Origin of the sequence: Pseudoalteromonas sp. SWN29 (genome assembly GCF_015864465.1) — a bacterium.
Classification (GTDB): Bacteria; Pseudomonadota; Gammaproteobacteria; order Enterobacterales; family Alteromonadaceae; genus Pseudoalteromonas.
Map to the genome: position 1 here is coordinate 15,434 of NZ_JADYXE010000030.1, position 26,660 is coordinate 42,093.

The 26,660-nt window shown below is 38.0% G+C and carries 30 protein-coding genes; 21 read left to right on the forward strand and 9 right to left on the reverse strand.

Annotation, left to right across the window (positions count from 1 at the left end):
• Positions 1-27: 27 nt before the first annotated feature.
• Positions 28-1,548 (reverse strand): capsule assembly Wzi family protein, encoded by a 1,521-nt coding sequence (locus tag I6F53_RS12495; protein WP_197239772.1) that lies wholly within the window; start codon positions 1,546-1,548, stop codon positions 28-30.
• 211 nt (positions 1,549-1,759) lie between these two features.
• Here I6F53_RS12495 and I6F53_RS12500 point away from each other — a divergent pair, with 211 nt between their 5' ends.
• Together I6F53_RS12500 and I6F53_RS12505 are read left to right on the forward strand one after the other, a co-directional pair.
• A complete protein-coding gene (locus tag I6F53_RS12500; protein WP_197239745.1) occupies positions 1,760-2,830 on the forward strand; it encodes a glycosyltransferase family 1 protein in 1,071 nt (356 codons plus the stop codon).
• Entirely contained in the window at positions 2,830-3,918 is a 1,089-nt protein-coding gene (locus I6F53_RS12505) for a glycosyltransferase (protein WP_197239746.1), read from the forward strand. Before I6F53_RS12500 ends, I6F53_RS12505 begins: the two co-directional genes overlap by 1 nt.
• On the opposite strand, the gene I6F53_RS12510 is transcribed toward I6F53_RS12505, so the two are convergent.
• Positions 3,908-4,633 (reverse strand): 3-deoxy-D-manno-octulosonic acid kinase, encoded by a 726-nt coding sequence (locus I6F53_RS12510; RefSeq protein ID WP_197239748.1) that lies wholly within the window; start codon positions 4,631-4,633, stop codon positions 3,908-3,910. The two genes, I6F53_RS12505 and I6F53_RS12510, sit on opposite strands and share 11 nt — an antisense overlap.
• Positions 4,634-4,755: 122 nt before the next feature.
• Between I6F53_RS12510 and I6F53_RS12515 the strand changes: the two genes are divergently transcribed.
• The 6 genes from I6F53_RS12515 (at position 4,756) to glpG (ending at position 10,017) form a co-directional block, all read left to right on the forward strand.
• A complete protein-coding gene (locus tag I6F53_RS12515) occupies positions 4,756-5,814 on the forward strand; it encodes a glycosyltransferase family 9 protein (protein WP_197239749.1) in 1,059 nt (352 codons plus the stop codon).
• A complete protein-coding gene (gmhB, locus tag I6F53_RS12520) occupies positions 5,814-6,377 on the forward strand; it encodes a D-glycero-beta-D-manno-heptose 1,7-bisphosphate 7-phosphatase (RefSeq protein WP_197239750.1) in 564 nt (187 codons plus the stop codon). Before I6F53_RS12515 ends, gmhB begins: the two co-directional genes overlap by 1 nt.
• Before the next feature lie 169 nt (positions 6,378-6,546).
• Positions 6,547-7,740, forward strand: coding sequence for a glycine C-acetyltransferase (locus tag I6F53_RS12525; protein ID WP_197239751.1), 1,194 nt, complete (start codon positions 6,547-6,549; stop codon positions 7,738-7,740).
• 50 nt (positions 7,741-7,790) lie between these two features.
• Positions 7,791-8,816, forward strand: coding sequence for an L-threonine 3-dehydrogenase (gene tdh / locus I6F53_RS12530; RefSeq protein WP_002961053.1), 1,026 nt, complete (start codon positions 7,791-7,793; stop codon positions 8,814-8,816).
• 68 nt (positions 8,817-8,884) lie between these two features.
• On the forward strand, positions 8,885-9,202 hold the full coding sequence (glpE, locus tag I6F53_RS12535) for a thiosulfate sulfurtransferase GlpE (RefSeq protein WP_077537084.1): 318 nt from the start codon (positions 8,885-8,887) through the stop codon (positions 9,200-9,202).
• Positions 9,199-10,017, forward strand: a complete 819-nt coding sequence (gene glpG, locus I6F53_RS12540; protein WP_197239752.1) for a rhomboid family intramembrane serine protease GlpG — start codon at positions 9,199-9,201, stop codon at positions 10,015-10,017. The genes glpE and glpG overlap by 4 nt, the downstream gene beginning before the upstream one ends.
• A 10-nt stretch (positions 10,018-10,027) precedes the next feature.
• Here glpG and I6F53_RS12545 read toward each other — a convergent pair whose 3' ends face one another.
• Positions 10,028-10,426: a flagellar basal body-associated protein FliL gene (locus tag I6F53_RS12545; protein WP_197239753.1), complete on the reverse strand. Its 399-nt coding sequence runs from the start codon at positions 10,424-10,426 to the stop codon at positions 10,028-10,030.
• A gap of 167 nt (positions 10,427-10,593) precedes the next feature.
• Here I6F53_RS12545 and I6F53_RS12550 point away from each other — a divergent pair, with 167 nt between their 5' ends.
• Both I6F53_RS12550 and ubiA read left to right on the forward strand, forming a co-directional pair.
• Complete coding sequence (locus tag I6F53_RS12550; protein WP_197239754.1) at positions 10,594-11,145, forward strand: chorismate--pyruvate lyase family protein; 552 nt, start codon at positions 10,594-10,596, stop codon at positions 11,143-11,145.
• Complete coding sequence (gene ubiA, locus I6F53_RS12555; protein WP_197239755.1) at positions 11,142-12,020, forward strand: 4-hydroxybenzoate octaprenyltransferase; 879 nt, start codon at positions 11,142-11,144, stop codon at positions 12,018-12,020. Before I6F53_RS12550 ends, ubiA begins: the two co-directional genes overlap by 4 nt.
• A gap of 38 nt (positions 12,021-12,058) precedes the next feature.
• Here the strand turns inward: ubiA and I6F53_RS12560 are convergent, their stop codons facing one another.
• From I6F53_RS12560 to I6F53_RS12570, 3 genes are all read right to left on the reverse strand, one after another.
• Positions 12,059-12,679, reverse strand: a complete 621-nt coding sequence (locus I6F53_RS12560; RefSeq protein WP_197239756.1) for a 2OG-Fe(II) oxygenase — start codon at positions 12,677-12,679, stop codon at positions 12,059-12,061.
• A gap of 92 nt (positions 12,680-12,771) precedes the next feature.
• Positions 12,772-13,656, reverse strand: a complete 885-nt coding sequence (locus I6F53_RS12565; protein WP_197180552.1) for a LysR substrate-binding domain-containing protein — start codon at positions 13,654-13,656, stop codon at positions 12,772-12,774.
• Between the two features lie 368 nt (positions 13,657-14,024).
• Positions 14,025-14,447 (reverse strand): DUF2721 domain-containing protein, encoded by a 423-nt coding sequence (locus I6F53_RS12570; protein WP_010554403.1) that lies wholly within the window; start codon positions 14,445-14,447, stop codon positions 14,025-14,027.
• A gap of 75 nt (positions 14,448-14,522) precedes the next feature.
• On the opposite strand from I6F53_RS12570, the gene I6F53_RS12575 reads away from it, so the two are divergent.
• The 3 genes from I6F53_RS12575 to tsaD are packed head-to-tail and all read left to right on the forward strand — an operon-like array spanning position 14,523 to position 16,512.
• Complete coding sequence (locus I6F53_RS12575; RefSeq protein WP_149594119.1) at positions 14,523-14,876, forward strand: putative signal transducing protein; 354 nt, start codon at positions 14,523-14,525, stop codon at positions 14,874-14,876.
• Positions 14,869-15,459, forward strand: coding sequence for a YjaG family protein (locus I6F53_RS12580; protein ID WP_182755236.1), 591 nt, complete (start codon positions 14,869-14,871; stop codon positions 15,457-15,459). The genes I6F53_RS12575 and I6F53_RS12580 overlap by 8 nt, the downstream gene beginning before the upstream one ends.
• Before the next feature lie 39 nt (positions 15,460-15,498).
• Positions 15,499-16,512, forward strand: coding sequence for a tRNA (adenosine(37)-N6)-threonylcarbamoyltransferase complex transferase subunit TsaD (gene tsaD, locus I6F53_RS12585; RefSeq protein ID WP_165729396.1), 1,014 nt, complete (start codon positions 15,499-15,501; stop codon positions 16,510-16,512).
• A gap of 174 nt (positions 16,513-16,686) precedes the next feature.
• On the opposite strand, the gene plsY is transcribed toward tsaD, so the two are convergent.
• On the reverse strand, positions 16,687-17,298 hold the full coding sequence (plsY, locus tag I6F53_RS12590) for a glycerol-3-phosphate 1-O-acyltransferase PlsY (protein WP_165729397.1): 612 nt from the start codon (positions 17,296-17,298) through the stop codon (positions 16,687-16,689).
• 230 nt (positions 17,299-17,528) lie between these two features.
• On the opposite strand from plsY, the gene folB reads away from it, so the two are divergent.
• Genes folB through I6F53_RS12605 form a run of 3 tightly spaced genes read left to right on the forward strand, consistent with a single transcriptional unit; the run spans position 17,529 to position 19,174 of the window.
• Entirely contained in the window at positions 17,529-17,888 is a 360-nt protein-coding gene (gene folB / locus I6F53_RS12595) for a dihydroneopterin aldolase (RefSeq protein ID WP_007584738.1), read from the forward strand.
• The gene (gene folK, locus I6F53_RS12600; RefSeq protein WP_007584740.1) at positions 17,889-18,377 is read left to right on the forward strand and encodes a 2-amino-4-hydroxy-6-hydroxymethyldihydropteridine diphosphokinase; all 489 of its coding nucleotides are present in this window, start codon (positions 17,889-17,891) and stop codon (positions 18,375-18,377) included.
• Positions 18,374-19,174: an undecaprenyl-diphosphate phosphatase gene (locus tag I6F53_RS12605; RefSeq protein ID WP_197239757.1), complete on the forward strand. Its 801-nt coding sequence runs from the start codon at positions 18,374-18,376 to the stop codon at positions 19,172-19,174. The genes folK and I6F53_RS12605 overlap by 4 nt, the downstream gene beginning before the upstream one ends.
• Before the next feature lie 64 nt (positions 19,175-19,238).
• On the opposite strand, the gene I6F53_RS12610 is transcribed toward I6F53_RS12605, so the two are convergent.
• Entirely contained in the window at positions 19,239-20,027 is a 789-nt protein-coding gene (locus I6F53_RS12610) for a hypothetical protein (RefSeq protein ID WP_007584744.1), read from the reverse strand.
• A gap of 251 nt (positions 20,028-20,278) precedes the next feature.
• Here I6F53_RS12610 and mpl point away from each other — a divergent pair, with 251 nt between their 5' ends.
• The 5 genes from mpl to trmB are packed head-to-tail and all read left to right on the forward strand — an operon-like array spanning position 20,279 to position 24,624.
• A complete protein-coding gene (mpl, locus tag I6F53_RS12615; protein WP_197239758.1) occupies positions 20,279-21,634 on the forward strand; it encodes a UDP-N-acetylmuramate:L-alanyl-gamma-D-glutamyl-meso-diaminopimelate ligase in 1,356 nt (451 codons plus the stop codon).
• A 1-nt stretch (position 21,635) separates the two neighbouring features.
• Entirely contained in the window at positions 21,636-22,256 is a 621-nt protein-coding gene (locus I6F53_RS12620) for a flavin prenyltransferase UbiX (protein WP_002961027.1), read from the forward strand.
• Positions 22,256-23,185 (forward strand): ABC transporter ATP-binding protein, encoded by a 930-nt coding sequence (locus I6F53_RS12625; protein ID WP_197180540.1) that lies wholly within the window; start codon positions 22,256-22,258, stop codon positions 23,183-23,185. The genes I6F53_RS12620 and I6F53_RS12625 overlap by 1 nt, the downstream gene beginning before the upstream one ends.
• A complete protein-coding gene (locus I6F53_RS12630) occupies positions 23,186-23,953 on the forward strand; it encodes an ABC transporter permease (protein WP_165739646.1) in 768 nt (255 codons plus the stop codon).
• Complete coding sequence (gene trmB / locus I6F53_RS12635) at positions 23,953-24,624, forward strand: tRNA (guanine(46)-N(7))-methyltransferase TrmB (RefSeq protein ID WP_197239760.1); 672 nt, start codon at positions 23,953-23,955, stop codon at positions 24,622-24,624. The genes I6F53_RS12630 and trmB overlap by 1 nt, the downstream gene beginning before the upstream one ends.
• Before the next feature lie 6 nt (positions 24,625-24,630).
• Here trmB and I6F53_RS12640 read toward each other — a convergent pair whose 3' ends face one another.
• Positions 24,631-26,514, reverse strand: coding sequence for a bifunctional diguanylate cyclase/phosphodiesterase (locus I6F53_RS12640; RefSeq protein ID WP_197239761.1), 1,884 nt, complete (start codon positions 26,512-26,514; stop codon positions 24,631-24,633).
• Positions 26,515-26,660: the final 146 nt, after the last annotated feature.

Sequence of the window (26,660 nt, forward strand, 5' to 3'; positions counted from 1 at the left end):
AATACGTTACTTTATTAAAGTAACGTATTAAAAGTTGTATTCATATTTGGCAAATGCCGATGTATCATTATCTACGTCATCATTGTTTGATGCAAAAGCACCTAAAGTGACGCGGCCGCCCATAGAAAGCATTCTGTAACGTACTTCTAGCTGTTTAGAGTTAAACCCTGTTTTAGTAATTGTATTTCCTAAGTCAGGATTATTTGGGTAAAGATCGCTGTTATCGCTATTATAATCAACATTGCGTAACTTCACTTGCCAGTCATCCCCGTTAGAAAGTTGGCCAAGTAATGTTAAAACTACGGATTGCGTATCATTATCGTAAGTTGAACCGATTGTACGACCGTAGTAGCGATAGCCTGATTTATAATTGCCATCTAAATGTTCATAGTAACAGTTTTCAGATTCAGTAAAAGTCTTACATGCAACTCCTGTATCTGTGTATTCTATATTTAATAATACGTTTTGGTCGTATATGCGCTGTGTAGTTTGTAAACCAAATAAATAAGCTCTATCTGATGGTTTAAATTGTGAGCTTGCGTCTTCTCCAATAGTACTGGCGTAGATCGCATATGGTTGCCCTAATAATGTGTCAGACCAACGAATGTCAAGTCCAGCTAATTGATTACCTATTTTGGACTCTAATCCACTATTTGATAAATCACAGTTTGTAGTTGCATCTACACATTCTGTTTTTCCAGTAATCAAATCAATAAAATCACCTGCAGAACTAGGTTGCCCATCGCCAGCCCATTGTGCAGACCAACTAAGTGCAATTTCTAATTGTTGAATAGGACGAAAATTAACACGAGTACTCCACAGTAATGCATCAGGAACAACACGCGTTGATTCAAGCTTTGCCATTTGTGCAGTAAAGCCCCATTGGCCGATCCAACTTAACCATGGTGTTTCAAAAGCGGTACTTTTTTCTCGAGTAACACTAAGCGCAGGTAAAGGTTTTGCATTACCAGACATAATTAAGCTGTTATCAACACCTGGGCCCCAGAATTGTTCAACAGCACCCGCTCTAAAAATCCAGTTACCTAAACGATATGCTAAGTAGCTGTCATCAAATGAGGTGTCGTTACAATCAGTTAAAGCTTGCACATCGGTAACTATATCGTCAGTCGTTTTCCCATCAACTAAACATTTTTTACCATCTTTTCTATAATTTACAGCTATTTTAGCCGCAAAGTTATCACCTAAATAGGAATAAGCAGCAGAAAGCTCGGTTTCTTGAGTATCAGTTGCACCAAAGCTCGTTGCTACAATAGGATCTGTTGCTGCAAATGCTGAAAATTGAACGCTATGCGAACTACTGTTCTCGGATTTATACCGGTGTTTAACGCGTAATAAAGCATCCTGTAAACTTGGAGATAATTGCTCCAGCGGCATGCTTTCAACATCGCTTATAAAACTTTTCCACATAAGCGGATAGGTGGTTACAGGAGCTAAAATAACACCGGCATCAGCTAATTGTTGAATATCAGCTCTTAGACCATAATCATCGGGTTTTACCCATGGCTCAGCATTAACTGATGCGCTCATAGCGCAAAAAAGAGTAGAAAGTAGAAAAATTCTGTTTCGCAAAGTTCAGATCCTTGTGATTAAGATTGCGGCTAAGTTTATCAACCTAAGCTTGTTATTGCAGTAAATAATCAAATTTATAGAGCTAATTTAATATATTAAAATGTAACCTAGCTATCGTAATAAGTATCTGATTGATATACTGGAGCTCAAATAGGACATTGAGAATGCAATGAGCAACAAACGACTTTTATTTATTCCAGTATCATCACCAGAAGGCATTGGTGAGTATATGCGCTCGTTGTTGTTGGCTCAAAGTTTACAGGCAGAAGTTGCTGATTCTCTCGATATTCATTTTATATTAAATAAGCATACTACTTATGCTAAAACTTGCCCTTTTAAAGCTACACTGCTCGAACACTCAGCGACTAAAGAGCTTGATTTTGTTTGCGACTTTATAGAGCAATTTAAACCTGATGTCGTTGTTTTTGATTGTGCAGGACGTGCAGGGCATATGAAGGCGGCTAAAAAGGTAGGCGCTAAAGTTATATTCATTTCTCAGCATGCAAAAAAACGTGCTAAAGGCTTAAAACTTAACAGAATTAATTTAATTGATACACATTGGGTTGTACAGCCTGATTATTGTATTGAGCCACTTACATGGGCTGAAAGTACGAAGTTAGACATGTTTCCCTTGGCACATCCTCGAAATGTAGGTCCTTTTGTTACATTTGCCTCTTGCGCGCAAAAACGTGATGTTTTAAATCGCTATAACTTAGTATCGGAAGGCTATTTTATTGTAAATGCTGGCTCAGGTGGGCATGTATTAAATCACCTTAATTGCGCTGATGTTTATTTTAAAGCCGCGCTTAAAATTACTAAGCACACTGGTTTAAAAGCAGTTGTTGTGTTTGGTCCCAATTATAAGAAAGCCATTCCTGAAAGTGATGAAGTTACTTGTTTAGCAAGTCTGCAAAGTACTGATTTTTTGGCATTAATGAGCCAAGCTAAAATCGCATTACTTAGCGGTGGAGATACTTTATTGCAAGCAATTGCAGTTCAAACCCCCGTTGTGGCATGTGCTATCTCAAAAGATCAGAATACACGCTTGGATTATTGTGTTAATACAGGTGTTGTCATAAAAGCAAATCTTGATGTTGATGAAATCACTACGAAAATAGCTCAGGTTATTAGCGAGCCTTTCTATAATGAATTCGTTGCTCAATATAGCCAACTTGATAATACACATAGCTTCGATGTGATCACTAATGGCATAAAAAATATGCTTATAGGGGATCGCTAATGAATATAGTGATTGTAATTGATTCACTCGAGGGTGGTGGTGCTGAAAAAGTAATGCTTACCCTTGCTGAGGAAATGGCCAAGTTACAGCACAGAATCACTATTTTGTCCCTAGCTAACTCTATTGAATATAATATACCTAAAGTACTTAACGTGGAGAGCTTATTCGAACATAGGGCATCAAAAGCAGATAGATTTTGGCAGCGTAAAAAGAATGTTTTAGCCTTGGAAGCTTGGTTTGAAAAAAAACAAAGTGAAGTAGGTCATATTGATTTAGTGCTTTCAAACCTCGACAGAAGTAATAATTTACTCTCAAAAAGTAATGTTAAAAATGTTCATTTTGTAATTCATAACTCCGTTAATGCAGAACTTGCTCGCCAAAAAAAGTTAGGTCCATTTTCTTATTTATATCTTAAAAAAAGTAAGCAAAACCTCAATGGGAAATCACTTGTTTGTGTCTCAATGGGTGTTGAAAAAGAAATAATACAAGGGGGTTTAATTAACCCAAGTGCAATTAGAACTATTTATAATCCGTTCGATTTTGAAAAGATAAAACAACAAGCAAATGAGAAAAATAACAATATTCCCAATGAGCCTTACTTAATTCATGTAGGAAGACTCGCCAAACAAAAGCGTCACGATATATTATTTTCAGCATTTGCAAAGCTCGATAAAAAATACAAGTTAGTCCTTTTATGTAATAAACCCGCAAAAGCGTTAAAGCTTGCACAGCAATATGGCATAGAAAAACAGTTAGTAGTACCAGGATTTCAACAAAGCCCGTATAACTGGATTAAGCATGCTGAAGCATTATTATTGAGTTCTGATTTTGAAGGACTTCCAACGGTATTAATAGAGGCTTTAGCCGTGGGTACTCCGGTGGTTAGCACTAATTGTACATTTGGACCAAGCGAGATTTTAACAGGCGAGCTAAGTAAATACTTAGTACCCGTTCAACAAAGTGAGACATTAGCCAATGCCGTTAAGCAGGTGCTAGCAGATAAGCCAAATGTAGAAAACGCTGAAATTTTAAAACAAGTACAAGCAGAGCAAGTTGTTCTGCAGTATTTAGCACTGGCTATACATTAGCTGGCGCTTTAAGGTAGTTACTGTGTAGAGTCTGCCAGTCACTCGCTTGCCAATGGAATGACTCGTTTCGACCTTGCTCTTTTAAAAATGAGCGCTTAAGACGTGCCATATTACTTTGTTGCCATTGTGGGTTAGGCGCTCTTATTTCACCTCTATCAAAGTCGATAATATACACATCACCAGTATCATCAAACAAAATATTATTAATGTTTAAATCAGCGTGGTATACACCTTTGGAATGAAATAGTGCGATTGTTTTAGCAATGCGCTCCAACTCACCTTCGGTCAATGGGCGTTCAATTAATATATCAAGTACACTTTTAGCGCCTGTAACGGCCTCGGTAATAATATCACCACGATAAATTAACCCGCTGCGGGTTATTTTAGCTGCTATAGGAGCTGGTACGTTTAAACCAAGCTCTATAAGTTTACTCATTAAGCTAAATTCTTTATAAACACGGGTTTGTTCAAGCCCTGGATATAAATATTGATCGCTTAGCAATTTACCCACTAAGCCACCGCGCCAATAATGCCTAAGTACGGCTGTTAAATTATCTTGTTTAAAAAACCACGCAGTTGCTCTGCCTTTTTTAGCGCCCACAATTTTATTTTGTTGTTGCCAATAATTTGCATCAAACCAATCTAACGTAATTTGGTTTGTGTATTTAGGGTGGCTTAATACAGTGTGGTTGCCTTGTACGTGTTGTTTAAACATAGCTCTGTGTAATTGCTAAATAATGTGTCTATATTAGCGCGTTTTAAAGCTCAGGATAAGTGCTTGCAATAGCGTGATTATAATTTAAGATCGGCTTTTGTATTTAATACCTAAGGGAATGTGTGACTCAAGCTCCTAACTATTCATCTATTTGTATATTAAGACTCTCAGCCATTGGTGACGTATGTCATGGTGTGAGTGCAGTACAAGCCATTCAAAAAGCACATCCTAATGCAAAAATTACGTGGGTTATTGGTAAAATAGAAGCCATGCTACTTGCCGATTTACCGGGTGTTGAGCTGGTGGTATTTGATAAAAAACAAGGTAAAGCAGCACTTAAAAGCTTAAAACAGCGTTTTAAAGACCAACAGTTTGATGTGCTGCTTAACATGCAAGTTGCACTAAGAGCTGGGTTTGTAGCGCGTTGTATTCCTGCAAAAGTAAAAATAGGATTCGATTGGGCGCGCTCAAAAGAATTGCACAGTTTGTTTATTCATAAACGCATAGACCCACAAACCCAGGCGCACGTTCTTGAAGGCTTTAAAGGTTTTGCTAAAGCCATTGGTGTTGCTGATTATAAACCCAGCTGGAACATGCCATATACACAGCAAGACCAAACGGTTGCTGACGAATTGCTCACGCCTGAGTATTTAACGAATAAACTATTTGTAATATCGCCGGCAGCAAGTAAAGCACAGCGTAATTGGTTACCTGAGCGTTACGCGGCACTGGCTGATTACGCTAATGAACAAGGCTTTAAGGTAGTATTGACGGGCGGCCCAACTGATCTTGAAATTAACCTAGCAAATAGCATTATAGAGCACAGCAACACGCCTATTTTAAACTTGGTGGGTAAAACGAAACTCAAAGAATTGTTGTGCGTGTTAAAGCGTGGCAGCTTAGTGCTCGCGCCCGATACAGGCCCTGCACATATGGCGGTAACGGTTGGTACGCCGGTTATTGGTTTATATGCACATTCAAACCCTGCACGAACAGGCCCTTATTTATACCAAGACTATGTGGTAGAGGTTTATCATCAAAACTTGCTTAAGCAAACTGGTAAAACGGCTGAGCAAGTGCCGTGGGGTACGCGCGTTAAAGGCAATGATTTAATGAGCCAAATTACGGTTGATGATGTAAAAGCGATGTTTGATCATGTTGTACTAAAAGAGTCTTTGTAATGAATGAGCAACAAAAAAATAAAGCGCTTTTTTTAGATCGAGATGGCGTGGTAAATGTTGATCATGGTTATGTTTATCAAAGCGAAAAGTTTGAATTTATTGACGGTGTTTTTAATACCTGCAAAACGTTTTATGATGCAGGCTATAAAATCATAATCGTCACTAACCAATCTGGTATTGGGCGAGGTTATTACACCGAAGCTGATTTTTTAGCACTAACGCAATGGATGAAAGCTCAATTTAGTGCGCACGGTATTGAAGTTACCGATGTGTACTTTTGCCCTCACCACCCTAAAAAAGCGCTACCAGAATATTTAAAACAATGCGATTGCAGAAAGCCGGCACCAGGTATGTTATTACAAGGCATACAAGAGCATAACATCGACCCAGCTTGCAGCATTATGGTGGGTGACAAACTCAGTGATATGCAGGCTGCGAAAAAAGCAGGGATCACTACCCGTGTTTTAGTTCGCTCAGGGCAAAGTTTTGACGAAAGTGCAAAACAAGAGGCTGATTTAATTATCGATTCTATAAGTAATTTACCCGCACTTTTAAATACATAAATAAACTAAACAAATTAGATTGTAAACTGGCAGGAATTCCTTCCAGTTTATGGCGTTTAGGACGAACTACAAACCGTGCATTTTTCCCATTAAACTTTTACAATACCCCACATAATAAACTGCCATTTAAATGTGGTTGTTTACCCGTTCAAATAAATGGAGATCACAGATGAGAGCATCTGCTTTTTTTAGCCAGCTACAACAGCAAATTGAAGACGTAAAAACCGAAGGTTTGTATAAAAGCGAACGTATTATTAAGTCCCAACAGCAAGCTCAAATTGAAGTTGCATCAGGTAAAGTAATCAACTTTTGTGCTAATAACTACTTAGGTTTAGCTAATAGCCCAGAGCTAATTGAAGCGGCGCAAAACGGTTTAAAGAACCATGGTTTTGGTGTTGCGTCTGTTCGTTTTATTTGTGGCACGCAAGATATCCATAAAACGTTAGAGCAAAAAATCAGTGAATTTTTAGAAACAGAAGATACAATTTTATATTCTTCATGTTTTGATGCAAACACAGGCTTATTTGAAACCATTTTAGGCGCAGAAGACGCTATTATTTCTGATTCTCTAAACCATGCATCAATTATTGATGGCGTACGTTTATGTAAAGCTAAGCGTTTTCGTTATGCAAATAACGATATGGCAGATCTTGAAAAGCAACTTATTGCAGCCGATGAAGCAGGTGCTAAAACGAAGTTAATAGCGACCGATGGCGTGTTCTCTATGGACGGCGTTATCTGTAATTTAGAAGCGGTGTGCGACTTAGCCGATAAATACGATGCACTTGTTATGGTTGATGACTCTCATGCAGTCGGCTTTGTTGGTGAAAACGGTAAAGGTACACCAGAGTACTGTAATGTATTAGACCGTGTAGATATTATTACCGGTACTTTAGGTAAAGCGCTAGGCGGCGCTTCAGGTGGCTATACATCGGGTAAAAAAGAAATTGTTGAATGGTTACGCCAACGTTCACGCCCTTATTTGTTCTCAAACTCATTAGCCCCTTCAATTGTTACGGCATCAATTAAAGTACTTGAAATGCTAGAGGATGGCGGCGAGCTTCGCGCTAAACTTTGGTCAAATGCTAAATATTTCCGTGAGCAAATGGAAGCTGCTGGTTTTACGTGTGCAGGTAAAGATCATGCAATCATCCCCGTAATGCTAGGCGATGCAAAAGTAGCCTCGTTAATGGCTGATAAGCTACTTGCTGAAGGTATTTACGTCACCGGTTTTTCATTCCCAGTAGTACCAAAAGGGCAAGCTCGTATTCGTACACAAATTTCAGCGGCGCATAGCATTGAGCAACTTGATATTGCTATTGATGCATTTACCCGTATTGGTAAAGAAATGGGCGTTATTTAATTTTATTTTAAACCGAAGCCTCGCTTCGGTTTTTTAGTTGAGTGTGGATTATGAAAGCATTATCTAAATTAAAAGCAGAACCGGGCATTTGGATGACAGATGCACCAAAGCCAGAAGTGGGTCATAACGACTTACTGATTAAAATTCGTAAAACAGCTATTTGCGGTACCGACGTACATATTTACAAATGGGATGAATGGGCAAGTAAAACGATTCCTACTCCTATGGTTGTTGGTCACGAATATGTTGGTGAAGTCGTTGATATGGGCCAGGAAGTTCGTGGCTTTAAAGTAGGCGACCGCGTATCGGGTGAAGGTCATATTACGTGTGGTCATTGTCGAAATTGTCGTGCAGGGCGTGTACATTTATGCCGTAATACAACAGGTGTTGGCGTAAATCGTGAAGGTGCATTTGCTGAATATTTAGTTATTCCTGCATTTAATGCATTTAAAATTCCAGATAATATTTCTGACGAATTAGCCTCTATTTTTGACCCATTTGGCAATGCAGTGCATACCGCATTATCGTTCGACTTAGTTGGCGAAGATGTATTGATTACGGGGGCTGGTCCAATTGGTATTATGGCAGCGGCTGTTGCAAAACATGTGGGTGCTCGCCACGTTGTTATTACCGACGTAAACGAATACCGTCTAGATTTAGCGCGTAAAATGGGCGCGTCACGCGCTGTAAATGTGGCCAACGAAAAGCTTGAAGATGTAATGAAAGAGCTAGGTATGACAGAGGGCTTTGATATTGGCCTTGAAATGTCAGGTGTGCCAAGTGCTTTTAATTCAATGCTTAATAACATGAACCACGGCGGCAAAATTGCCATGCTAGGTATTCCACCATCAGATATGGCGGTTGACTGGAACCAAGTTATTTTTAAAGGCTTAGTGATTAAAGGTATTTACGGTCGCGAAATGTTCGAAACGTGGTACAAAATGGCAAGCTTGATTCAATCTGGTCTTGATTTGAATCCAATCATTACACATCAGTATTCTGTGGATGACTTCCAAGCTGGCTTTGATATGATGATTTCAGGTCAGTCAGGTAAAGTAATTTTAAACTGGGATTAACTCCCACCTAAATTACAAGAAGGGCGGCTTTAGCCGCCTTTTTTATACTATTAATTAAAGAGACTTCAATGGCATTTAAACATATTTCTATAGCGCAAACGTTAGAGCTTTTAGATAAAGAAGACGTTGTAATTGCAGATATTCGCGATCCTAATTCGTATCAAGCAGGTCATATCCCAGGTTCTGAGGCACTTTCTAACGGTAATATTGCTCAATTTATGATGGAAAAAGAATTCGATCAGCCAATTATAATTGTGTGCTACCACGGTATGAGTTCTCAAGGCGCCGCTAGCTATTTAGTTGAACAAGGCTTTGAAGATGTTTATAGCATGGATGGTGGTTTTACCGCTTGGGAAGCAGCTTACAGCGAGAAAGTAGAGCGATGATAGAGCTTGGCAGTTTAAATAACCCGCGCGCCGCACAAGGCTTTATAGATTATTTAAAAAGCCAAGGTTTAGATGCAAAGATACACTCGGCAGATGGCAGTAATGTCATTATTAGCGTGACTGAGGAGGACTTTCATCAAGTTCAGCCGTTATGGGCTGAATTTACACAAAACCCTAATCATGAAAAATACCTACAAGCATCTTGGGATGTAGGCAGCACGCAATCGCCGCTTAAATATCAAGGGCAATCGCTCAATCTAATAGCCCGTTTTAAAGCGCTCAGCTGGTTAAATCAAACCGTAAGTATTGTAAGCGTAATAATTTATTTTGCTTTTTTACTAGGTGGTTTTGAGACCATTTACACTATGATGCAGTTTAAACCTACGCAGCCTTTAAGTTGGTTAACGCCCGCGCTCGTACATTTTAGCGCGATGCATATAGTGTTTAACTTAATTTGGTGGATGTCGCTTGGTGACAATATTGAAAAACAATGCGGAAAACTAAGCTTAATAGGCTTGTTTTTAGTGACTGCACTTATTAGTAATTGGGCACAATATTTAATGGTTGGTCCCAACTTTGGTGGTTTGAGCGGTGTGGTATATGGGTTACTTGGTTTTTGTTGGATTCATAGCTTTTTAAATCCGAACAAACCTGCGCTGGTTAGTACCGCAATTATTGGCTTTATGTTGACTTGGCTAGTACTTGGTTTTGCAGATGTATTGTTTGTTGGTATGGCTAATTGGGCGCACTTAGGAGGGTTAGTTAGCGGCATGGCTTTTGCCTATACCGCTAAAATATTTAACGTAAAACGTTAACCGTTAAATACTAATGATATAAATATTTAGTGAACAAGACTTCACGGATGATCTCTTGTCCTGTTTCTTCTTTTAACAGGCTTTTTAGTTTTTCGGCGCACTTTGCACGTATTTCTTCTCGACCAGTAAGTGATTTTATTTTCTCTTCAGACTCTTTTGAAAATATTTCTACTAAGGCATCGCGCAGTAAAGGGGTGTGGTGCTCTACTATTGCAATATCTGAAGTGTCATTAAGCATTAAATCTATAGTTACGCGCACATAGCCCATTTTTTTACTTGATGGGCCAATATAGTTAGTAATTATATCTGGCTCAAAACCAAAATAACCAACTGTGGATTCAGCTCGAGCTGTAAAGCTTATAACGCTTACAAAGAATGTAAAAAGACATGTGTATACTATTTTTTTCATATTTAAAGCGTTTCTAAAAACCTGTTGTAAATAGTTTATACCCAATGGTGTGTAATAAACAGCGCCAAGCAGTTATTTATCTTAGTTATTTATGGCAGTAAATCATCACTTTTTCAAATGCATTGGCAATGTTATTATTGCTCCGGTTTTTATTTAATTGAGCAATTGTGACTACTTTTCCTATTTCTTTGTCTGCCAACTGGCAACATACTTCACAAGTAAGTGGCTTAACAGCGACTGAGCGTGATTGGCTATTTGAGCCTCATTCATTAACGGCTAAATTAAAAAGTCGATCGCAAAAATTCTCTGTAAAAGTACTTAGTGAGCAAACGTTTGATTTATCGGTTGAGCAACAAAAATTACTTAGTTGCACAGCCGTATCGGCACTAAATAGAGAAGTGATTTTGTTATGTGATGATAAGCCAATGGTCTATGCACAAAGTTGGCTACCCGACAATAAACGACAAGATAAATCGTATAATCCTCTGCTTAACATGGGAGAGCGACCTCTTGGTGATGTTATTTTTCAAGACCCTCAATTAGTGCGCACTGATATAGAAGTAGCATGTTTTAACAGCGAGCATTCATTGCAGCAGTTGGTGTCTCAATTAAATTTATCTAAACAAAACTTACTAGGTCGTCGAAGTGTGTTTTCGCTACGAGATTATAAGTTTTTAGTGTGTGAAGTATTTTTACCCGGGGCGTATTTGTACTCATGAGATTAGCTACTTTAAAGCCAAAACATATTCCTTACTACATACAGCTAATGCGTATAGATAAGCCTATAGGTACCTTGTTATTACTTTGGCCAACATATTGGGCTTTGTGGCTTGCTAATAGCGGAATGCCTAGCTTACTCAACTTTATCGTATTTACATTAGGTGTGGTTGTTATGCGAAGCGCAGGGTGCGTAATTAATGACTTTGCAGATAGGAAAATAGATGGCTCAGTAAAGCGTACTGCTCAGCGACCGCTTGCTTCAGGGCAGGTTTGCAGCGGTGAAGCACTTAGCCTATTTTTACTGCTAATTGTTATAGCATTTATTTTAGTATTAATGCTGAGCGTTAATACTATTTTACTTTCTTTCGGGGCTTTGGCTTTAGCCTTTTGTTATCCCTTTATGAAGCGCTATACACAATTACCTCAAGTTGTTTTAGGAGCTGCATTTGGTTGGGCTATTCCAATGGCGTATATGGCTTCAATTAATGGTTTACCATCGCAAGCATGGCTATTATTTATAGCTAATATTTGTTGGACAGTCGCCTACGATACGATGTATGCCATGGTTGATAGGGATGACGATTTAAAAATAGGGGTAAAATCAACCGCTATTTTATTTGGTAAATACGACCGTCACATTATATTTTTACTTAACGCTGTATTTATAGCATTGGTTGCTTTTATTGGTATAAGTAATCATTTAAGTGTCGCGTTTGGAGTAGGTTTGAGTGTTGCAGCTGGTTTATTGGCCTATCAACAAACGCTTATTCATAAACGAGAGAGGGACGCCTGCTTTAAAGCATTTTTAAATAATCATTATGTGGGTTTGGCTATTTTTATGGGATTATTATTTTCATACCCAATGGCATTTTAAAAGCCACAATAAAGGCTGTTAAAATGCACTGTTTAGAGCTATCTGGGCGGATCAATAATCCCACTAATCGAAGCGTTTTTTCTAAACCATCCAGCAATAGAGTAGCGCTCATCAACTGCGGGAAGTACTTCGTGAGTAAAGCGCTCGCTTTCAAACATAACTAATGTACCAGCCGTTGGTTTAATCGTTATTTCTACTTCTTTACTTTTAGGTTTATAAATAATAAGTTCGCCACCTTGCTCTGGCGTATTCAAATAAAGCACCGTTGTAAATACACGATTAGATCGACCTTTAAATGCATCTAAGTGTTTTTTGTAAAAATCACCCTGTGTATATTTTGCATAATGGCATTCGTAATCAAATAGCCCCATAAAAAAGCTACGATTCAACGTGGTTTTTATACTTTGCATTATTGCTTGATACGTAAGCTGTGCTTGAGAACTGCCATCAAACCAATAAGTTTTGTCAGTACGAATAGTTTTATCTATTTGTAAGTTATTTAATCGACCAATACCGGCAAGGCTAAAGTGGGGGTTTATACGGTGGCAGTCTGCAACTAAATCGTTAACTAAATCGGCAATAAGCGCGTTATGAATTACGGTGTATCCTTGGCGTTCTATATCATCTAAATAGACATCAGGACCAAAAAGTGTGTTCATCCACATCAGCTGTTTAAAAAAGGTGCGACAGTGTAGCTGAAAAGCGATTTAAAGCTACTGTTTATTACGCCGCACTTTTTCAAAAAGAAGGGTTAGTTAAATGCAGCTCCCGCTTTTTTTATAAGCGATAGTAAATGCTCTACATGTTCAGTAATAGAGGTTTGCTGGCTTGTTTGTACTACGAGTTGTTCGTGGTTTAAATCTTTATTTGTTTTTAGTTGTACGAGTTCAGGGTTTTCTGCAATTGTGTTTGCATGTTCAATGCTTGCAATAGCAAAGTGATCTGATTTAACTACGCCAGCCATTACCTGCTCAATACTGCCTACTTTAATGCTTGATGATTTATTTAAAGAATCAATTGCTTCATTAAGCATGGTTTGCACTTGTTTCGATTGAGAGAAGCAGCCAAACATAGGATAGCTATCAAGGTTTTGCTTACTTATATCGTTTTTATGTGCAAGAGGGTGATTTTTTGAAACAAATAATACAAGCTGATCAGGTAAGTGAATATCACTGCCAATACTATTAATCGCTTGAGAGTATACACTTATGTCTATTTCTCCTTGTTGGAGTTTACGTGTTAGCTCTTGCTGATCTTGTAATTGCATTTCAATTTTTATATGTGGATATTGAGCTAAAAACTGCCCACAAGAAATAGGTACTATGCTGCTTGCCTTATTGGTATAGCCAATAACCAGCTTTTCGTTAGCATTACCGTTTACTAATTGAAAAATCCGTTTTTTCGTTAGCTCAAGCTCCGATAGAGTCGTTTTAGCATATTCAAGAAAAAGTTCGCCTTCTGGCGTTAATTTAACTGAACGTGTTGAGCGTTTTACTAACTCATATCCCATTTCATTTTCAAGTGTTTGAATGCTGCGCGTTAGCGCTGAAGTACTGATTTGGGTTTGTTCAGCTGCTTGTCTAAAGTGACGTAACACTCCAAGTGCTACAAATTGCTCTAATTGTTCAAATCTCACTTTATAGTCCTTTTTTATAAGTAAGTCGCAGATACAGCGGACATCAAATATATTAATTTTTATTCTAAAGTTTAGTAAAATTTTATATTGAAATATATTTGCTAGTTCATACGTGTTTCCAGCAGGATACCCCCCTTTTAGTATTAATTAAAGAAAAAAGCGACCAAATAGTATTACTTTTTTAATTGAAGACTAGTTGTTTATTGCTCTTTATCGACATTTTTGCAATTGACTATTTTCATAAAGTTATTCTTAGTCAATAGGTTAATTGGAGTCTGATTGTTCTAAATAATAAAAAAGTATGTCCCAAAATGGGGCATACATATAAGATTATTGTGACAAATAATAGGGAGGCGATAAATACAAATTTATTTCACAAAATTCCGACTAATCCTATTGCTTAATGGTTTGTTTTCAATGCTTTGCAGTTCTATTTCAATTGCATCGCAGGAAATATGTATTTCAAATAAAGACGTTAATAACGATAGACTTAAACAAGCTAAACTAACACCAAATAAAATAATGCCCGTGGTATTAAATTCAATAAATAAAGCAAACATTGAAAATGTACACAGTAGAAAAGAGGCGACTCCGTATACTTGCATTGTTCTAATTAGCTTAATGCGTTTACGTAAATTAGTGATTTGAGCCACTACAACAGGGCGAATAGATTCACCCTCGCGCGTATTTAACTCCCTAATTAATTGCGCTAAAACTAAAAATCGGTTTGTATAGGCTAGTAATAGCAGCGATATGGCCGGGAAAAGTAGGCCCGGGGTTGTAAGTGTCATGTTTATTCCTTAAAAGTGCAGCATGCTAGTAATCTAGCGCAGGATATTGTTAACACAAAATAAATGAGGTGAATATTGCAAAATATTAATAATAAAAACTCAACAGATAGCTCCTTTCAATGGGTTACAATTTATAAAGCCGAAAATACCCTTGAAGCTAATATTATTAAAGGTTTAATACAAACCAGTGGCATTGAATGCAAAATAAAAGGTGAGATGCTCCAAGGCGCAATGGGAGAAATTCCATTTGATCAAACACAAGTTAGTGTGCAGGTTTATGCGATAAAAGAGCGCCATGCGCGACAAATATTGGTAAACTATCAACAAGTAAAACAATCCGCTCCAGATTGGGTATGCCCTAACTGTAATGAGCATAATGGATCAACATTCGATTTTTGTTGGTCGTGTGAGACGTTAAAGAATGACTAAAGCAAATAATTTTCAGCGTATTAGAGAGCTTAACTATTTACAGAAAGCCGTTTTAGCGAGTGCTTTAATAGAGCGAATGCTGCCAAATTACGGTTTATTTAGCGAAGCAACGGGGTTTGGTGACGAAACCTTATTACGTAGTTCGCTTAATGTTTGTTGGGAAAAAATATTACTGCCTAAGAGTAAAATAGATCTCGAAAAACAAGTTGAAAAAATAGAACCTAATGTTCCTGAGCTTGCTGATTTTGATATGTTTGGTACTTACCCTGCTATTGATGCTGCAACGTCTTTACTTAGCTTAATGCACGGTTTAATGGCGCAAGATGAGCAAGAGTTCATTAGTGTTAGCAAAATATCTCAAGCAACCGTAGCGCGCTTTATTGAATATCAAATGACGGTTGAGGGCGAGGTTGCAGATAACACTGCAGTTAGAGAGCATCCATTAATGCAATACGAAATTGAAGTATTAGGTGAGCTAATTGATTTTGTAGAAAATATGGGGCGTATTACCTCTGATAGCGTGAAGGCACTTAAAAAGTTTGCCCTAGAAGATGGCCAAACAAATATTGGCCTTACGTTATAAAAGTAGCAAAGTAAAAATTTAAAAGGCAGGAGAAGTACAGTGCGAATTTTAGGCATTGAATCGTCATGTGATGAAACGGGCATTGCAATATACGATGACGAAAAAGGCTTGTTAGCTCATCAATTATACAGTCAAGTAAAAGTACATGCTGATTATGGCGGTGTAGTGCCAGAGCTTGCATCGCGCGATCATGTTCGTAAAACGCTGCCACTTATTGATGCTGCATTTGCACAAGCGGGTTGTGGCCCCGAAGATTTAGATGGCATTGCTTATACCGCAGGCCCAGGTTTAGTTGGTGCATTATTGGTAGGTACTTCTATTGGTCGCTCGTTAGCGTATGGTTGGGATATTCCTGCTGTTGCAGTTCATCATATGGAAGGACATTTACTTGCTCCTATGCTTGAAGAAAATATTCCTGAGTTTCCGTTTATAGCACTACTTGTATCGGGCGGTCATACCATGATGGTTAAAGTAGCGGGTATTGGCCAATACGAAGTACTAGGTGAGTCAGTTGATGATGCCGCAGGCGAAGCCTTTGATAAAACGGCTAAGTTACTTGGTCTTGATTACCCAGGTGGTCCGCGCTTAGCTAAAATGGCCGAACAAGGCGTTGCGAAGCGCTTTATTTTTCCTCGCCCGATGACCGACAAACCAGGTCTTGATTTTAGTTTTAGTGGTTTAAAAACTGCAGCATCAATCACTATTCGTGAAAATGACGACGACGATCAAACTAAAGCTGATATAGCGCATGCATTTCAAACAGCGGTTATTGATACGCTGGTTATTAAGTGCAAGCGAGCGCTTAAACAAACAGGTATTAAGCGTTTAGTAATCGCCGGTGGCGTAAGTGCAAATACACAGCTTCGACTGCAGCTTGAACGCGTAATGAAAGGTATGAAAGGCGACGTTTTTTATCCGCGTACTGAATTTTGTACCGACAACGGTGCAATGATTGCTTATGCAGGAATGCAACGTTTAAAAGCAGGTCAGTTTGCAAGTCTTGATATGAAAACAAAACCTCGCTGGCCAATAGATAGCCTTGAGCCTATTTAATTATACCAATTGAATTAAATTAGTGATCTATTATAGCGATAAGAAAATAGCTCAATAACAAGGCTAAAATTATGATACATAGTTGTTCTATATAAATAATTTTTAACGTAGCTAGTGAGTTATTTAATACGCTAGAATGATTATGTTTTTAATAAAATTGGTATTACTCTTACATTAACTGTTTTCGTTTTCATCAGTGGGTGCTTTTTTAGCGCCTACTTTTGGTTCTTCCCCACTAAATAATCTAATAATATTAGTACGGTGACGAAATATAACTAACAACGTAATAAAAGTAACGGGAAGAGTATAAAGTGGTTTTATCAGCCATGTATATAAAGGTGCTAAAGAGACTGCCACAAGCGCCGCAAGTGATGAATAGCGTGTTATAGCCACTATAACCAGCCATGTACAAACAAGTAAACCAGCCAATGATAAGCCAATAGGTAATAATGAGCCAAATGCCGTTGCTACGGCTTTACCGCCTTTGAAGCTAAAAAACAGTGGGTACATATGGCCTAAGCAAGCTGCTACAGCGACTAAACCAAGCTCTAAAGGTTCAACTTCTAAAAAATAAGCTCCCCATACTGGAATAGTGCCTTTTAAAATATCAAACACTAAAACCAAGCAAGCCGGAAATGCTCCGCCTAATCTATAAACATTTGTAGCCCCTGGGTTGTTAGAACCACTATTACGAGGGTCAGGGAGTTTGAACAACCGCGACACTAAAATAGCCGACGAAATCGACCCAAGTAAATAAGCTAAAACAAACATTAAAGTGGCTAACACACGCTTCCTTATTTTTTAATTGCTATACCAATTGATAGTACTTTTAAGCTATTATTGGCAGCAAAATTTATCGTGAAAATTATTAACAGGCTATTTAATAGCTAGTTTGGTTATTTTGCTATTGTAGAAGTTATTTTCACATATTTAAACACTGGCTAAACCATATACAGTATTAATTTTATTGATGCTTTGTATAGTTGCTTAGTCGTTTGTTGTTATTTGGAGTATCAATGGATAAGGTTTTTATATCTCAATTACACGTCGACACTATTATTGGAGTGTACGACTTTGAAAAAGAAAGTAAACAGAGCCTTTATTTTGATATTGAAATGCTTAGTGATATTAAGCCTGCAGCCGAAAATGACGATATTAATTTAGCACTGGATTACTCAAAAGTAAGCGAACGCGTTATTAAGCACTGCACTGCAAAACCTGTTGAGTTGCTAGAGACTTTGGTTGAGCAGTTGGCTGAGATTATTTTAAGCGAGTTTAATACGCCACAAGTTACTATAAGAGTAAGTAAACCAGCAGCAGTAGCACAAGCACAAACTGTGGGTGTTGAAATTACACGTGTTAAGGCAACTGACTAAATGGCTCAAATTTATATCAGCCTAGGGTCAAATATAAATAAAGCGCATTATATACAATGTGCATTAATTGCACTTAAGCAGCACTTTGAGCACATTGTGCACTCGTCTGTTTTTGAAAGTGAAGCAGTTGGGTTTGCTGGCAATAATTTTTATAATTCAGTAGTTGGCGCTACAACTGATATGTCGCTTGCTGATGTATGCGCTTTATTAAAACAAATAGAGCGTGATAATGGGCGTACAGCGAACGACAAAAAATTTAGTCCACGAACGCTCGATTTAGATTTACTGTTTTATGATGATGTAACTTGCGATTCCCCAGCGCAATTACCACGTGATGAAATAACTAAAAATGCATTTGTATTACAACCTCTGAGTGAGGTTGCCCCAGATTTTTATCATCCTGTAGCTAAGCAAACGATTGCGCAGTTATGGAATGAATATAATAACCCTCAACAAAAGCTATGGAAGGTGGAGTTTTCTAACCTATGAGTATTATCGAAATAATTATTTTAGCCCTCATACAGGGATTTACTGAGTTTTTACCAATATCGAGTTCTGCGCATTTAATTCTCCCATCGCAAATTTTAGGCTGGCAAGATCAAGGGCTTGCGTTTGACGTAGCAGTACATGTTGGTACTTTAATAGCCGTTGTTATTTATTTTCGTAAAGAAGTAGTAGATATACTAAGCGCATGGTTTAAATCTTTTGGTAAGCAAGGCACTACCGATGACAGTAAATTAGGCTGGTGGATTATACTAGGTACAGTGCCTGCCGCTATTTTAGGTTTACTTTTAAAAGACTTTATTGAGTTATATTTGCGAAGCGCTTGGGTAATTGCTACTACCACCATTGTATTTGGTTTGTTGCTTTGGTACGCGGATGCAAAAGGGAAACAAATTAAAACTATTTATCAGCTCAATTGGAAAACGGCACTTATCATTGGTTTCGCACAAGCTGTTGCAATGATCCCGGGTACTTCTCGATCAGGTATCACGATGACCGCTGGTTTAATGTTGGGTATGAATAAGCAAAGCGCAGCGCGTTTTTCGTTTTTACTAGCGATTCCGATTATTTCTATGATGGGGCTTTATTATATTGCAGAGCTTGCACTGGGTGACCATGTAGTTGATTGGAATACATTATTGCTTGGTGTGGTGCTATCGTTCTTATCGGCTTATGCATGTATATTTATGTTTTTAAAAGTAATAGAGCGAATGGGTATGTTGCCATTTGTAATATATCGTTTATTACTAGGTGTCGGTTTGATTGTATTTTTAACGCTATAAACAAACTTAATTAGTAAAACCAAAAAAAGCACCTTTAGGTGCTTTTTTTGGTTTTAAACTCAGCTTATAAATTTAATAAATAAGCTTCAATAAATCGGCGTTGGTTAGCGGCTTTTGGCGCTGTTTTAAATATAAGTGTATTACCATTTTTACGTAGTTTTAGCTCATTAGTAAATTTACATTCGATAGCATTGAACTGAGCTATGTCGTTTTTAAAACTTTGGTCTTTTTCGCACATGTATGCCATTTCGTTTGCAACTTGTGCACAAAATGAACCCACTGGATATTCTTTTAGGTTTTCATCATCAATGCTTTCCCAATCAACATTGGTATTTATTTTTAATCCGCATTGCTTATCTATTTCGCTATTAGCGGCAGCTATATTTTTTTGTTGATACCCTAAATGCTTTTCACGATTAAACTTCGCTAGTTTAGCTTGAGTACCTTTATTTAATTGTTGATCGTATTGCGCTTTTAAGTCTTCAACAATGGCAGGGTTTGACTCTTCTTTTTTTGATAAGTAAATTCCATCACGAGTGTCTGGAATATAAAGATTGTAAGAGCAACAGCGGTAGCCTTCCTCAACACTTACTAAACTTCTTTGTGTACCATCGTAAGTATATTTGTAAGCTTTATTACTACCATGAGGTTTTAAATCGGTTAAAAATACAATCCCATCAATATCATGGTTTATGCCTGTTACTTTTACTAAAGCTTGTTTTTTATCTGTTGTTGGGGCAATAACAACATTAACGCCTTCGCCCGAACTTAATTCTATTGGGTACTTAGCAAATTCCAAAGCAAAGCTTTTTTGACTAAGTAAAATACAGGCTATAAAGAATAGTTTTTTCATATTAAGTCCTTTTTAAGTTTTAAAGTTATACAGCAAGCTGGTTTATAACATTGATAATAATTGATTAAAAGCAATACAGGGTAGGTGAACGTGCCTATTTTTTGATTTTTAGCGTTTAAAAAACTAATTAACGTGTTTTTGGCACGAGTGAATTGTGCAGACGTACATAGTAACTAAGCACGAATTTTGGCATTATAGCGCCATTAAACTTTGCATAGCTGTAAAGTGAGCATACGATTTAAGGAAAGTATATGCATATACATATTTTGGGCATTTGTGGCACGTTTATGGGTGGTATTGCAGCCATTGCTAAATCATTAGGTCATAAAGTAACGGGTTCTGATCAAAACGTTTACCCACCAATGAGTACGCAACTTGAAGAGCTTGGCATTGAACTGACTCAAGGCTACGACGTATCTCAATTAGAGCCAAAACCAGATATGGTAGTTGTCGGTAATGCAATGAGCCGTGGTAACCCGTGTGTTGAATATGTGCTTGATAAAGGTCTGCCTTACACCTCAGGCCCTGAATGGCTTAAACATAATTTATTACAAAAATCGTGGGTACTTGCTGTAGCGGGTACGCATGGAAAAACAACCACAGCAAGTATGCTTGCGTGGGTTTTAGAGTATGCAGGTTTAAAACCAGGGTTTTTAATTGGCGGCATAGTCCAAAATTTTGGTGTATCGGCAAAAGTGGGTGAAACGCCATTTTTTGTTATTGAAGCCGATGAATACGACACTGCTTTTTTTGATAAGCGCAGTAAGTTTGTCCATTACCTTCCACGTACACTTATTTTAAATAATCTTGAATTCGATCACGCTGATATTTTCGAAGATTTGAACGCAATAAAAAAACAATTTCATCACTTAATGCGTACATTACCTCAAAGCGGCAAGGTAATTTGGCCTAAGCAAGACGTAGCGCTTAATGACGTAATAGCACAAGGGCTTTGGAGCGAAAGCGAAACGCTAGGCGATGATTGGAGCTATGAATTAATAAAAGCCGATGGTAGTGAGTTTAATGTACTTTTAAATAACGAAAAGCAGGGCACTGTTTGCTGGCAAGCAATAGGCGAGCATAACGTTAAAAATGCAATTATGACTATCGCAGCAGCGCGTCATGTGGGTATAGCTGTTGATCATAGTATTGATGCCTTAGGAGAATTTATTAGCCCTAAAAGGCGTATGGAGCTAAAGGCTGATATAAATAATATTAAGGTGTATGACGATTTTGCGCATCACCCAACAGCAATTAAAACTACGCTTGCAGGACTGCGCGCAAAAGTAGGCGATGAAAAAATTATCGCTATTTTAGAGCCGCGCTCAAACACCATGAAAATGGGTGTGCACCAATATACATTATTAGATTCACTGCGCGATGCTGACGACGTACTACTTTTTGAACCAGAGAATCTAAATTGGTCGCTAAAAGAGCAAGCAGATAAAGCTGGCATGCAGTGCTTTAGCAGCACACAAACAATTATTGATACAGTGCTTGAAAATATTAAGCCTAATCAACATATTTTAATTATGAGCAATGGCGGTTTTAATGGCCTTCATCAACACCTTGTTGATGGTTTAGCTGATAAATACAGCGGAGAATAGTGTGCAATTTAAAGATAGAATTACGCTCGCTTTTAGCGGTGCATCAGGTGCACCTTATGGTTTAAGGTTACTTGAAGTATTACTAGAGCAGCAATTTCAAGTTTACGTACTAATCTCAAGTGCAGCGCGAGTGGTGCTTGATACAGAATCAAACATTAAGCTCTCTGGCAATGAAGACAAAGCCACAGAGCAGTTAAGTACGCTGTTTAATGCCAAACCTGAGCAGCTAAAAGTATACGGTAAAGATAACTGGTTTAGCCCTGTGGCTTCGGGCTCTGCGGCACCTAAAAAAATGGTGGTGTGTCCATGCAGTGCAGGGTCGGTTTCTGCAATTGCAGTAGGGGCGTCAGATAACTTATTAGAGCGCGCTGCTGATGTGGTAATTAAAGAACGCGGACAGTTAATTTTAGTACCGCGCGAAACACCGTTTAACGAAATTCATTTAGAAAACATGCTTAAGTTATCTCGTTTAGGGGTGACAATTATGCCAGCAGCCCCTGGTTTTTATCATAAGCCACAAAGTATTGAAGACTTAGTTGATTTTATGGTGGCGAGAATTTTAGATCATTTAAACATTGAACATAACCTAACAAAACGTTGGGGTTATGGTGAGGGTAAGTAATGAATAAGCAAAATATTGCTTTAAATATAGAAGGCCTTACCAAGGTTTATAAAAATGGTGTTGAGGCTATTAAGGGCGTTGATTTACAAGTTCATGAAGGTGACTTTTTCGCTTTGCTTGGCCCAAACGGAGCCGGTAAATCAACCACGATTGGTGTTATTTCGTCGCTTGTTAATAAAACAAAAGGCAAAGTAGAAGTATTCGGTTGCGATATTGATACTGATTTAGAAGCTGCAAAAGCGCATTTAGGCCTAGTGCCACAAGAGTTTAACTTTAGTCAGTTTGAAACGCTCAGCCAAATACTTGTTAATCAAGCTGGTTATTATGGTGTACCGCGTGGTGAAGCGCATAAACGTGCTGATAAATACTTAGCGCAGCTTGGCTTACTTGAGAAAAAAGACAAACAAGCGCGTACGCTTTCAGGCGGTATGAAACGCCGATTAATGATTGCGCGTGCCCTTATGCACGAACCAAAATTGCTTATACTTGATGAGCCAACGGCAGGTGTAGACATAGAGCTTCGTCGTTCAATGTGGGATTTTTTACGCCAAATAAATGAGCAAGGCGTTACCATTATTTTAACCACGCATTATCTTGAAGAAGCAGAGCTGCTGTGTAAAAACATCGCTATTATTGATTCTGGTCGAATTGTTGAAAACACCACGATTAAAGCTTTGCTTGCAAAGCTTGATAAAGAAACCTTTATTTTAGATTTAAAAATGCCAGCAAACCCTGTAACGCTTGATGGCTACAAATTTACCATGGCGGACGATCATACTATTGAAGTCGAAGTAGCTAAATCACAGGGCTTAAACGCGGTATTTAGCGCATTAACAACTCAAGGTAATACAGTGTTGAGTATGCGAAATAAAGCAAACAGACTAGAAGAATTATTTGTAGGATTATTAGAGCAAGGGCGGGGCGAATAAATGTTTAAATATGGCGTAGCCTTAAAAAGTTTATGGATCAAAGAGTGCATTCGTTTCTTACGTATTTGGGTGCAAACCTTAGTACCGCCAGCAATTACGATGAGCTTATATTTTGTTATTTTTGGTAACTTAATTGGTTCACGAATTGGCGATATGGGTGGCTTTAGTTATATGGAGTTTATTGTACCTGGCCTTATAATGATGTCGGTTATTACTAACTCCTACTCCAATGTAGCCTCTAGTTTTTACTCAACAAAGTTTCAAAAAAGCATTGAAGAGCTTTTAGTTGCACCTGTACCTAACTACATAATTGTACTGGGTTATATGGGTGGCGGCATGACACGTGGCATTATGGTGGGCTTTATTGTTACTTGTGTATCGTTGTTGTTTGTAGATATTCAAATACATAATATTTTTGTAATAATGGCGACAGTTATTTTAACTTCCGCTGTATTTGCTTTAGGTGGTCTGATTAATGCGATTTATGCAAATAGCTTTGACGATATAAGCATTATCCCCACCTTCATTTTAACGCCATTAACTTATTTAGGTGGTGTATTTTATTCGATTACCCTATTGCCTGAATTTTGGCAAAATGTATCACAAGTAAACCCAATTATTTATATGGTTAACGCGTTCCGTTATGGCTTTTTAGGCGTGTCGGATGTTGATTTAAGCGTGGCTCTTGGGGTTATTTTAGTATTTATAACAGCGTTATTTACATTAGCGCTTACATTGATTAAAAAAGGTGTGGGGCTAAGACACTAATGAGTGATGCAAATTCACGTAGTATTGTATCTAATCAAGCGGGTATTCACGAAAAGCTTGATGAAATAGTAAATAAGCACTTAGATGCTGAATTTAAAAAGCCAATTGCAGCACACACCCAAGCCGCATTTGACGAGGTTAATGCTAAAGTACAAGCCTTTAGTGGCCCGCTTATTTTAGACTCGTGTTGTGGCGTAGGTGAAAGCTCAGCTAACTTAGCTAAGCGCCACCCAGATGCACTTATAATTGGTATTGATAAATCGTCGCACCGATTAGATAAGCACGATGTTGAATATAAGCAAACCGACAGTGGTCAGTACATCTTAGTGCAAGCAGACTTAAATGACTTTTGGCGTTTAGCGGTAGCTGCTAATTGGCAACCTACGCACCATTATTTGTTGTATCCAAACCCGTGGCCTAAATCTAAGCATATTCGTAGGCGCTGGCATGGAGCTGCTATTTTTCCGTTTATCGTTAAATTAGGTGGGCAATTAGAAGTGCGCAGCAATTGGGATATTTACGTGAAAGAGTTCGCAAGGGCGCTTGAATTAACTGGAAACCCTTGCGATGTAACTCTTTATGAGTCAGACGACGCAATAACGCCTTTTGAGCGTAAATACTGGGCCAGTGGCCAGCAAAGCCACCGACTCGTTATTAACCTACCTAGTTAAAGTAAGTCAAAGTGCTAATTCTTCTTCTATAACCGTATTAACATGTGGTACTGGGTGGGCAAAATAGTTGCCTTGCATTAGTACCACATTCGCTTTTTTAAGCGCGGTTACTATGGTCGCGTTTTCTACCGACTCGGCCATTAGTTGCAAACCAAGCTGATTAGCAAAACTGGCTATGTGTTCAATAAACAAGTAAATGTCTTTGTCATTCACTATTTGCTTTATTAGCGCGCCATCAAGTTTAATACCATCTACTTCTAGCTTAAGTACATTTGATATATTTGAGTAACCACTACCAAAGTCATCAATAATAACCTTAACGCCTTTTGTTTTAACCATACCAATAAATGCTTTTACTTCAGAAAAGTTGGCAATAGCTTGGGTTTCTAAAAGCTCTAACGTGATGTTGCTTGGGTGCGGGTAACGCTTTAGTTCATCAGCAATAAACTCGCTCAAATTAGGATCGAGCATATCTTGTGCTGTTATATTTAAGCTCCAGCAAATATCGGTTTTTCTAAAGCGGCTAACACATTGTGAAAATATAGTACGAGTAAGTAAGCCGTCCATTCTTGAGCGGGTAACAACATTTAGAAATGCATCAGGTTTTAACACTTCCCCTTGCGCTGTTACCATTCGAGCTAAACATTCGTACTGAACAACTTTATTAGTATTAGTATCAATAATAGGTTGAAAGTAAGGCACAATACGGTTGTTATCAAACGCTTCGCGTACTTCTTTAGCCATTTCTACATTATATTGATATTGTGTTTTTACATCGTGTAGTGCTTTTGAGTAGTTAACGACGTTGTGTCTACCTTGCTTAGCCTGTAGGGCCGCTATATGCGCATTTTCGAGTAATAGCGATTTATTACCACTGGCAATACCTGCACAAAGGGTTATATAAATAAAAGGGTCGGTTAACACTGGCGTATTAAAGTTATAAGTTTTTACTAGGTCAGTAAATTCGTCATTACCCATTTCTTTAGGCGCGAGCAATACTATTTTGTTGGTTGCTAGTCTGTATATATAGCAATGTGCAGAGCTTCTAAGCTTAAAGTGAGTAAGTAAGTTTTTCATTACTTTATCGCCCACTTCAGTACCATAAAAGCTGTTTATATCTTCTATTTCATTAACCCAAATAACGGCTAATTGCATGTGATGGTCATTACTTTTTTTTATGTAGTATTCAAGCGCGATATGATTTGAAAAGCCAGTACTTGAGTCAGTTGCTAAAGAGCGCTTTAGTAAATAAATGTATATGGCGGCAACCAGTATCGCTATAAAAAAGAAGAAACTAGCCATTGCAGCAGCCTTCGATACGCTTTCTTTAAGTTGTTGGTTTAAGTTGTAAATAGTTATATCGGCGCCCGTTAAATAGGTATTGCCGTTATTTGGGTCAACGTAAGGAATAAAAATAGTTTTAAAATGACCCCACTGATCGCTCGATATTTCAAATACAGGCTCTGTAGAATAAAAAGCACTTAGGTTGGCATCAGTGGCTTCAGGATAGAGATCTAAAAATTGTGTTACTTTGCCATTATTTTGATCGTCTTGCGTGTAGCTTGATGAGCTAAAAAGAACCTTACCGTCTTTTAAAATCATTGAATATACGTAGGCAATATCAAGTGCTTGAGCAAACTCAGACAGTTGCTTACTTTTATTTTGATAGTAAGAAAAGCTTATATTATCGCCTTGATTAACAGCACTTAAATAATCCTCACCTAAAATATGTTTAACGCTGGTGGCGGCGTTAAGTAAGCGATTATCAACCGACTGCATTATTTCGGCACGCGTGGTTTGGTAAGTGTAGTAAACGTAGGTAAGCAAGCTTATTAAAAACAAGCTAAAGCCTGCCACTATCCAACTAACCTTTACTCTTCCTTCTGGCATATGTGTCCCTTTTTTGTTATCAAATTTATTATACCCAAAATAAGTAAATGCCCAATAAATAATTATGTTTAGTCGAATTTTAATTAAATTATCATTTTTTTGTCATCGCTTTGATTGCTTTTGTAGGTTTAAGCGAGACATTTTAG

What these genes read in the sequence shown, in the direction of transcription:
- I6F53_RS12500 (WP_197239745.1), top strand. Translation starts at nt 1,760, where the DNA reads ATGAGCAACAAACGACTTTTATTTATTCCAGTATCATCACCAGAAGGC.
- I6F53_RS12605 (WP_197239757.1), top strand. Translation starts at nt 18,374, where the DNA reads ATGAGTATTATCGAAATAATTATTTTAGCCCTCATACAGGGATTTACT.
- tdh (WP_002961053.1), top strand. Translation starts at nt 7,791, where the DNA reads ATGAAAGCATTATCTAAATTAAAAGCAGAACCGGGCATTTGGATGACA.
- I6F53_RS12495 (WP_197239772.1), bottom strand. Translation starts at nt 1,548, where the DNA reads ATGAGCGCATCAGTTAATGCTGAGCCATGGGTAAAACCCGATGATTAT.
- I6F53_RS12580 (WP_182755236.1), top strand. Translation starts at nt 14,869, where the DNA reads ATGACTAAAGCAAATAATTTTCAGCGTATTAGAGAGCTTAACTATTTA.
- gmhB (WP_197239750.1), top strand. Translation starts at nt 5,814, where the DNA reads ATGAATGAGCAACAAAAAAATAAAGCGCTTTTTTTAGATCGAGATGGC.
- trmB (WP_197239760.1), top strand. Translation starts at nt 23,953, where the DNA reads ATGAGTGATGCAAATTCACGTAGTATTGTATCTAATCAAGCGGGTATT.
- ubiA (WP_197239755.1), top strand. Translation starts at nt 11,142, where the DNA reads ATGAGATTAGCTACTTTAAAGCCAAAACATATTCCTTACTACATACAG.
- glpE (WP_077537084.1), top strand. Translation starts at nt 8,885, where the DNA reads ATGGCATTTAAACATATTTCTATAGCGCAAACGTTAGAGCTTTTAGAT.
- glpG (WP_197239752.1), top strand. Translation starts at nt 9,199, where the DNA reads ATGATAGAGCTTGGCAGTTTAAATAACCCGCGCGCCGCACAAGGCTTT.
- I6F53_RS12625 (WP_197180540.1), top strand. Translation starts at nt 22,256, where the DNA reads ATGAATAAGCAAAATATTGCTTTAAATATAGAAGGCCTTACCAAGGTT.
- folK (WP_007584740.1), top strand. Translation starts at nt 17,889, where the DNA reads ATGGCTCAAATTTATATCAGCCTAGGGTCAAATATAAATAAAGCGCAT.
- mpl (WP_197239758.1), top strand. Translation starts at nt 20,279, where the DNA reads ATGCATATACATATTTTGGGCATTTGTGGCACGTTTATGGGTGGTATT.
- I6F53_RS12510 (WP_197239748.1), bottom strand. Translation starts at nt 4,633, where the DNA reads ATGTTTAAACAACACGTACAAGGCAACCACACTGTATTAAGCCACCCT.
- I6F53_RS12570 (WP_010554403.1), bottom strand. Translation starts at nt 14,447, where the DNA reads ATGACACTTACAACCCCGGGCCTACTTTTCCCGGCCATATCGCTGCTA.
- I6F53_RS12640 (WP_197239761.1), bottom strand. Translation starts at nt 26,514, where the DNA reads ATGCCAGAAGGAAGAGTAAAGGTTAGTTGGATAGTGGCAGGCTTTAGC.
- folB (WP_007584738.1), top strand. Translation starts at nt 17,529, where the DNA reads ATGGATAAGGTTTTTATATCTCAATTACACGTCGACACTATTATTGGA.
- I6F53_RS12630 (WP_165739646.1), top strand. Translation starts at nt 23,186, where the DNA reads ATGTTTAAATATGGCGTAGCCTTAAAAAGTTTATGGATCAAAGAGTGC.
- I6F53_RS12505 (WP_197239746.1), top strand. Translation starts at nt 2,830, where the DNA reads ATGAATATAGTGATTGTAATTGATTCACTCGAGGGTGGTGGTGCTGAA.
- I6F53_RS12560 (WP_197239756.1), bottom strand. Translation starts at nt 12,679, where the DNA reads ATGAACACACTTTTTGGTCCTGATGTCTATTTAGATGATATAGAACGC.
- I6F53_RS12545 (WP_197239753.1), bottom strand. Translation starts at nt 10,426, where the DNA reads ATGAAAAAAATAGTATACACATGTCTTTTTACATTCTTTGTAAGCGTT.
- I6F53_RS12525 (WP_197239751.1), top strand. Translation starts at nt 6,547, where the DNA reads ATGAGAGCATCTGCTTTTTTTAGCCAGCTACAACAGCAAATTGAAGAC.
- I6F53_RS12610 (WP_007584744.1), bottom strand. Translation starts at nt 20,027, where the DNA reads ATGAAAAAACTATTCTTTATAGCCTGTATTTTACTTAGTCAAAAAAGC.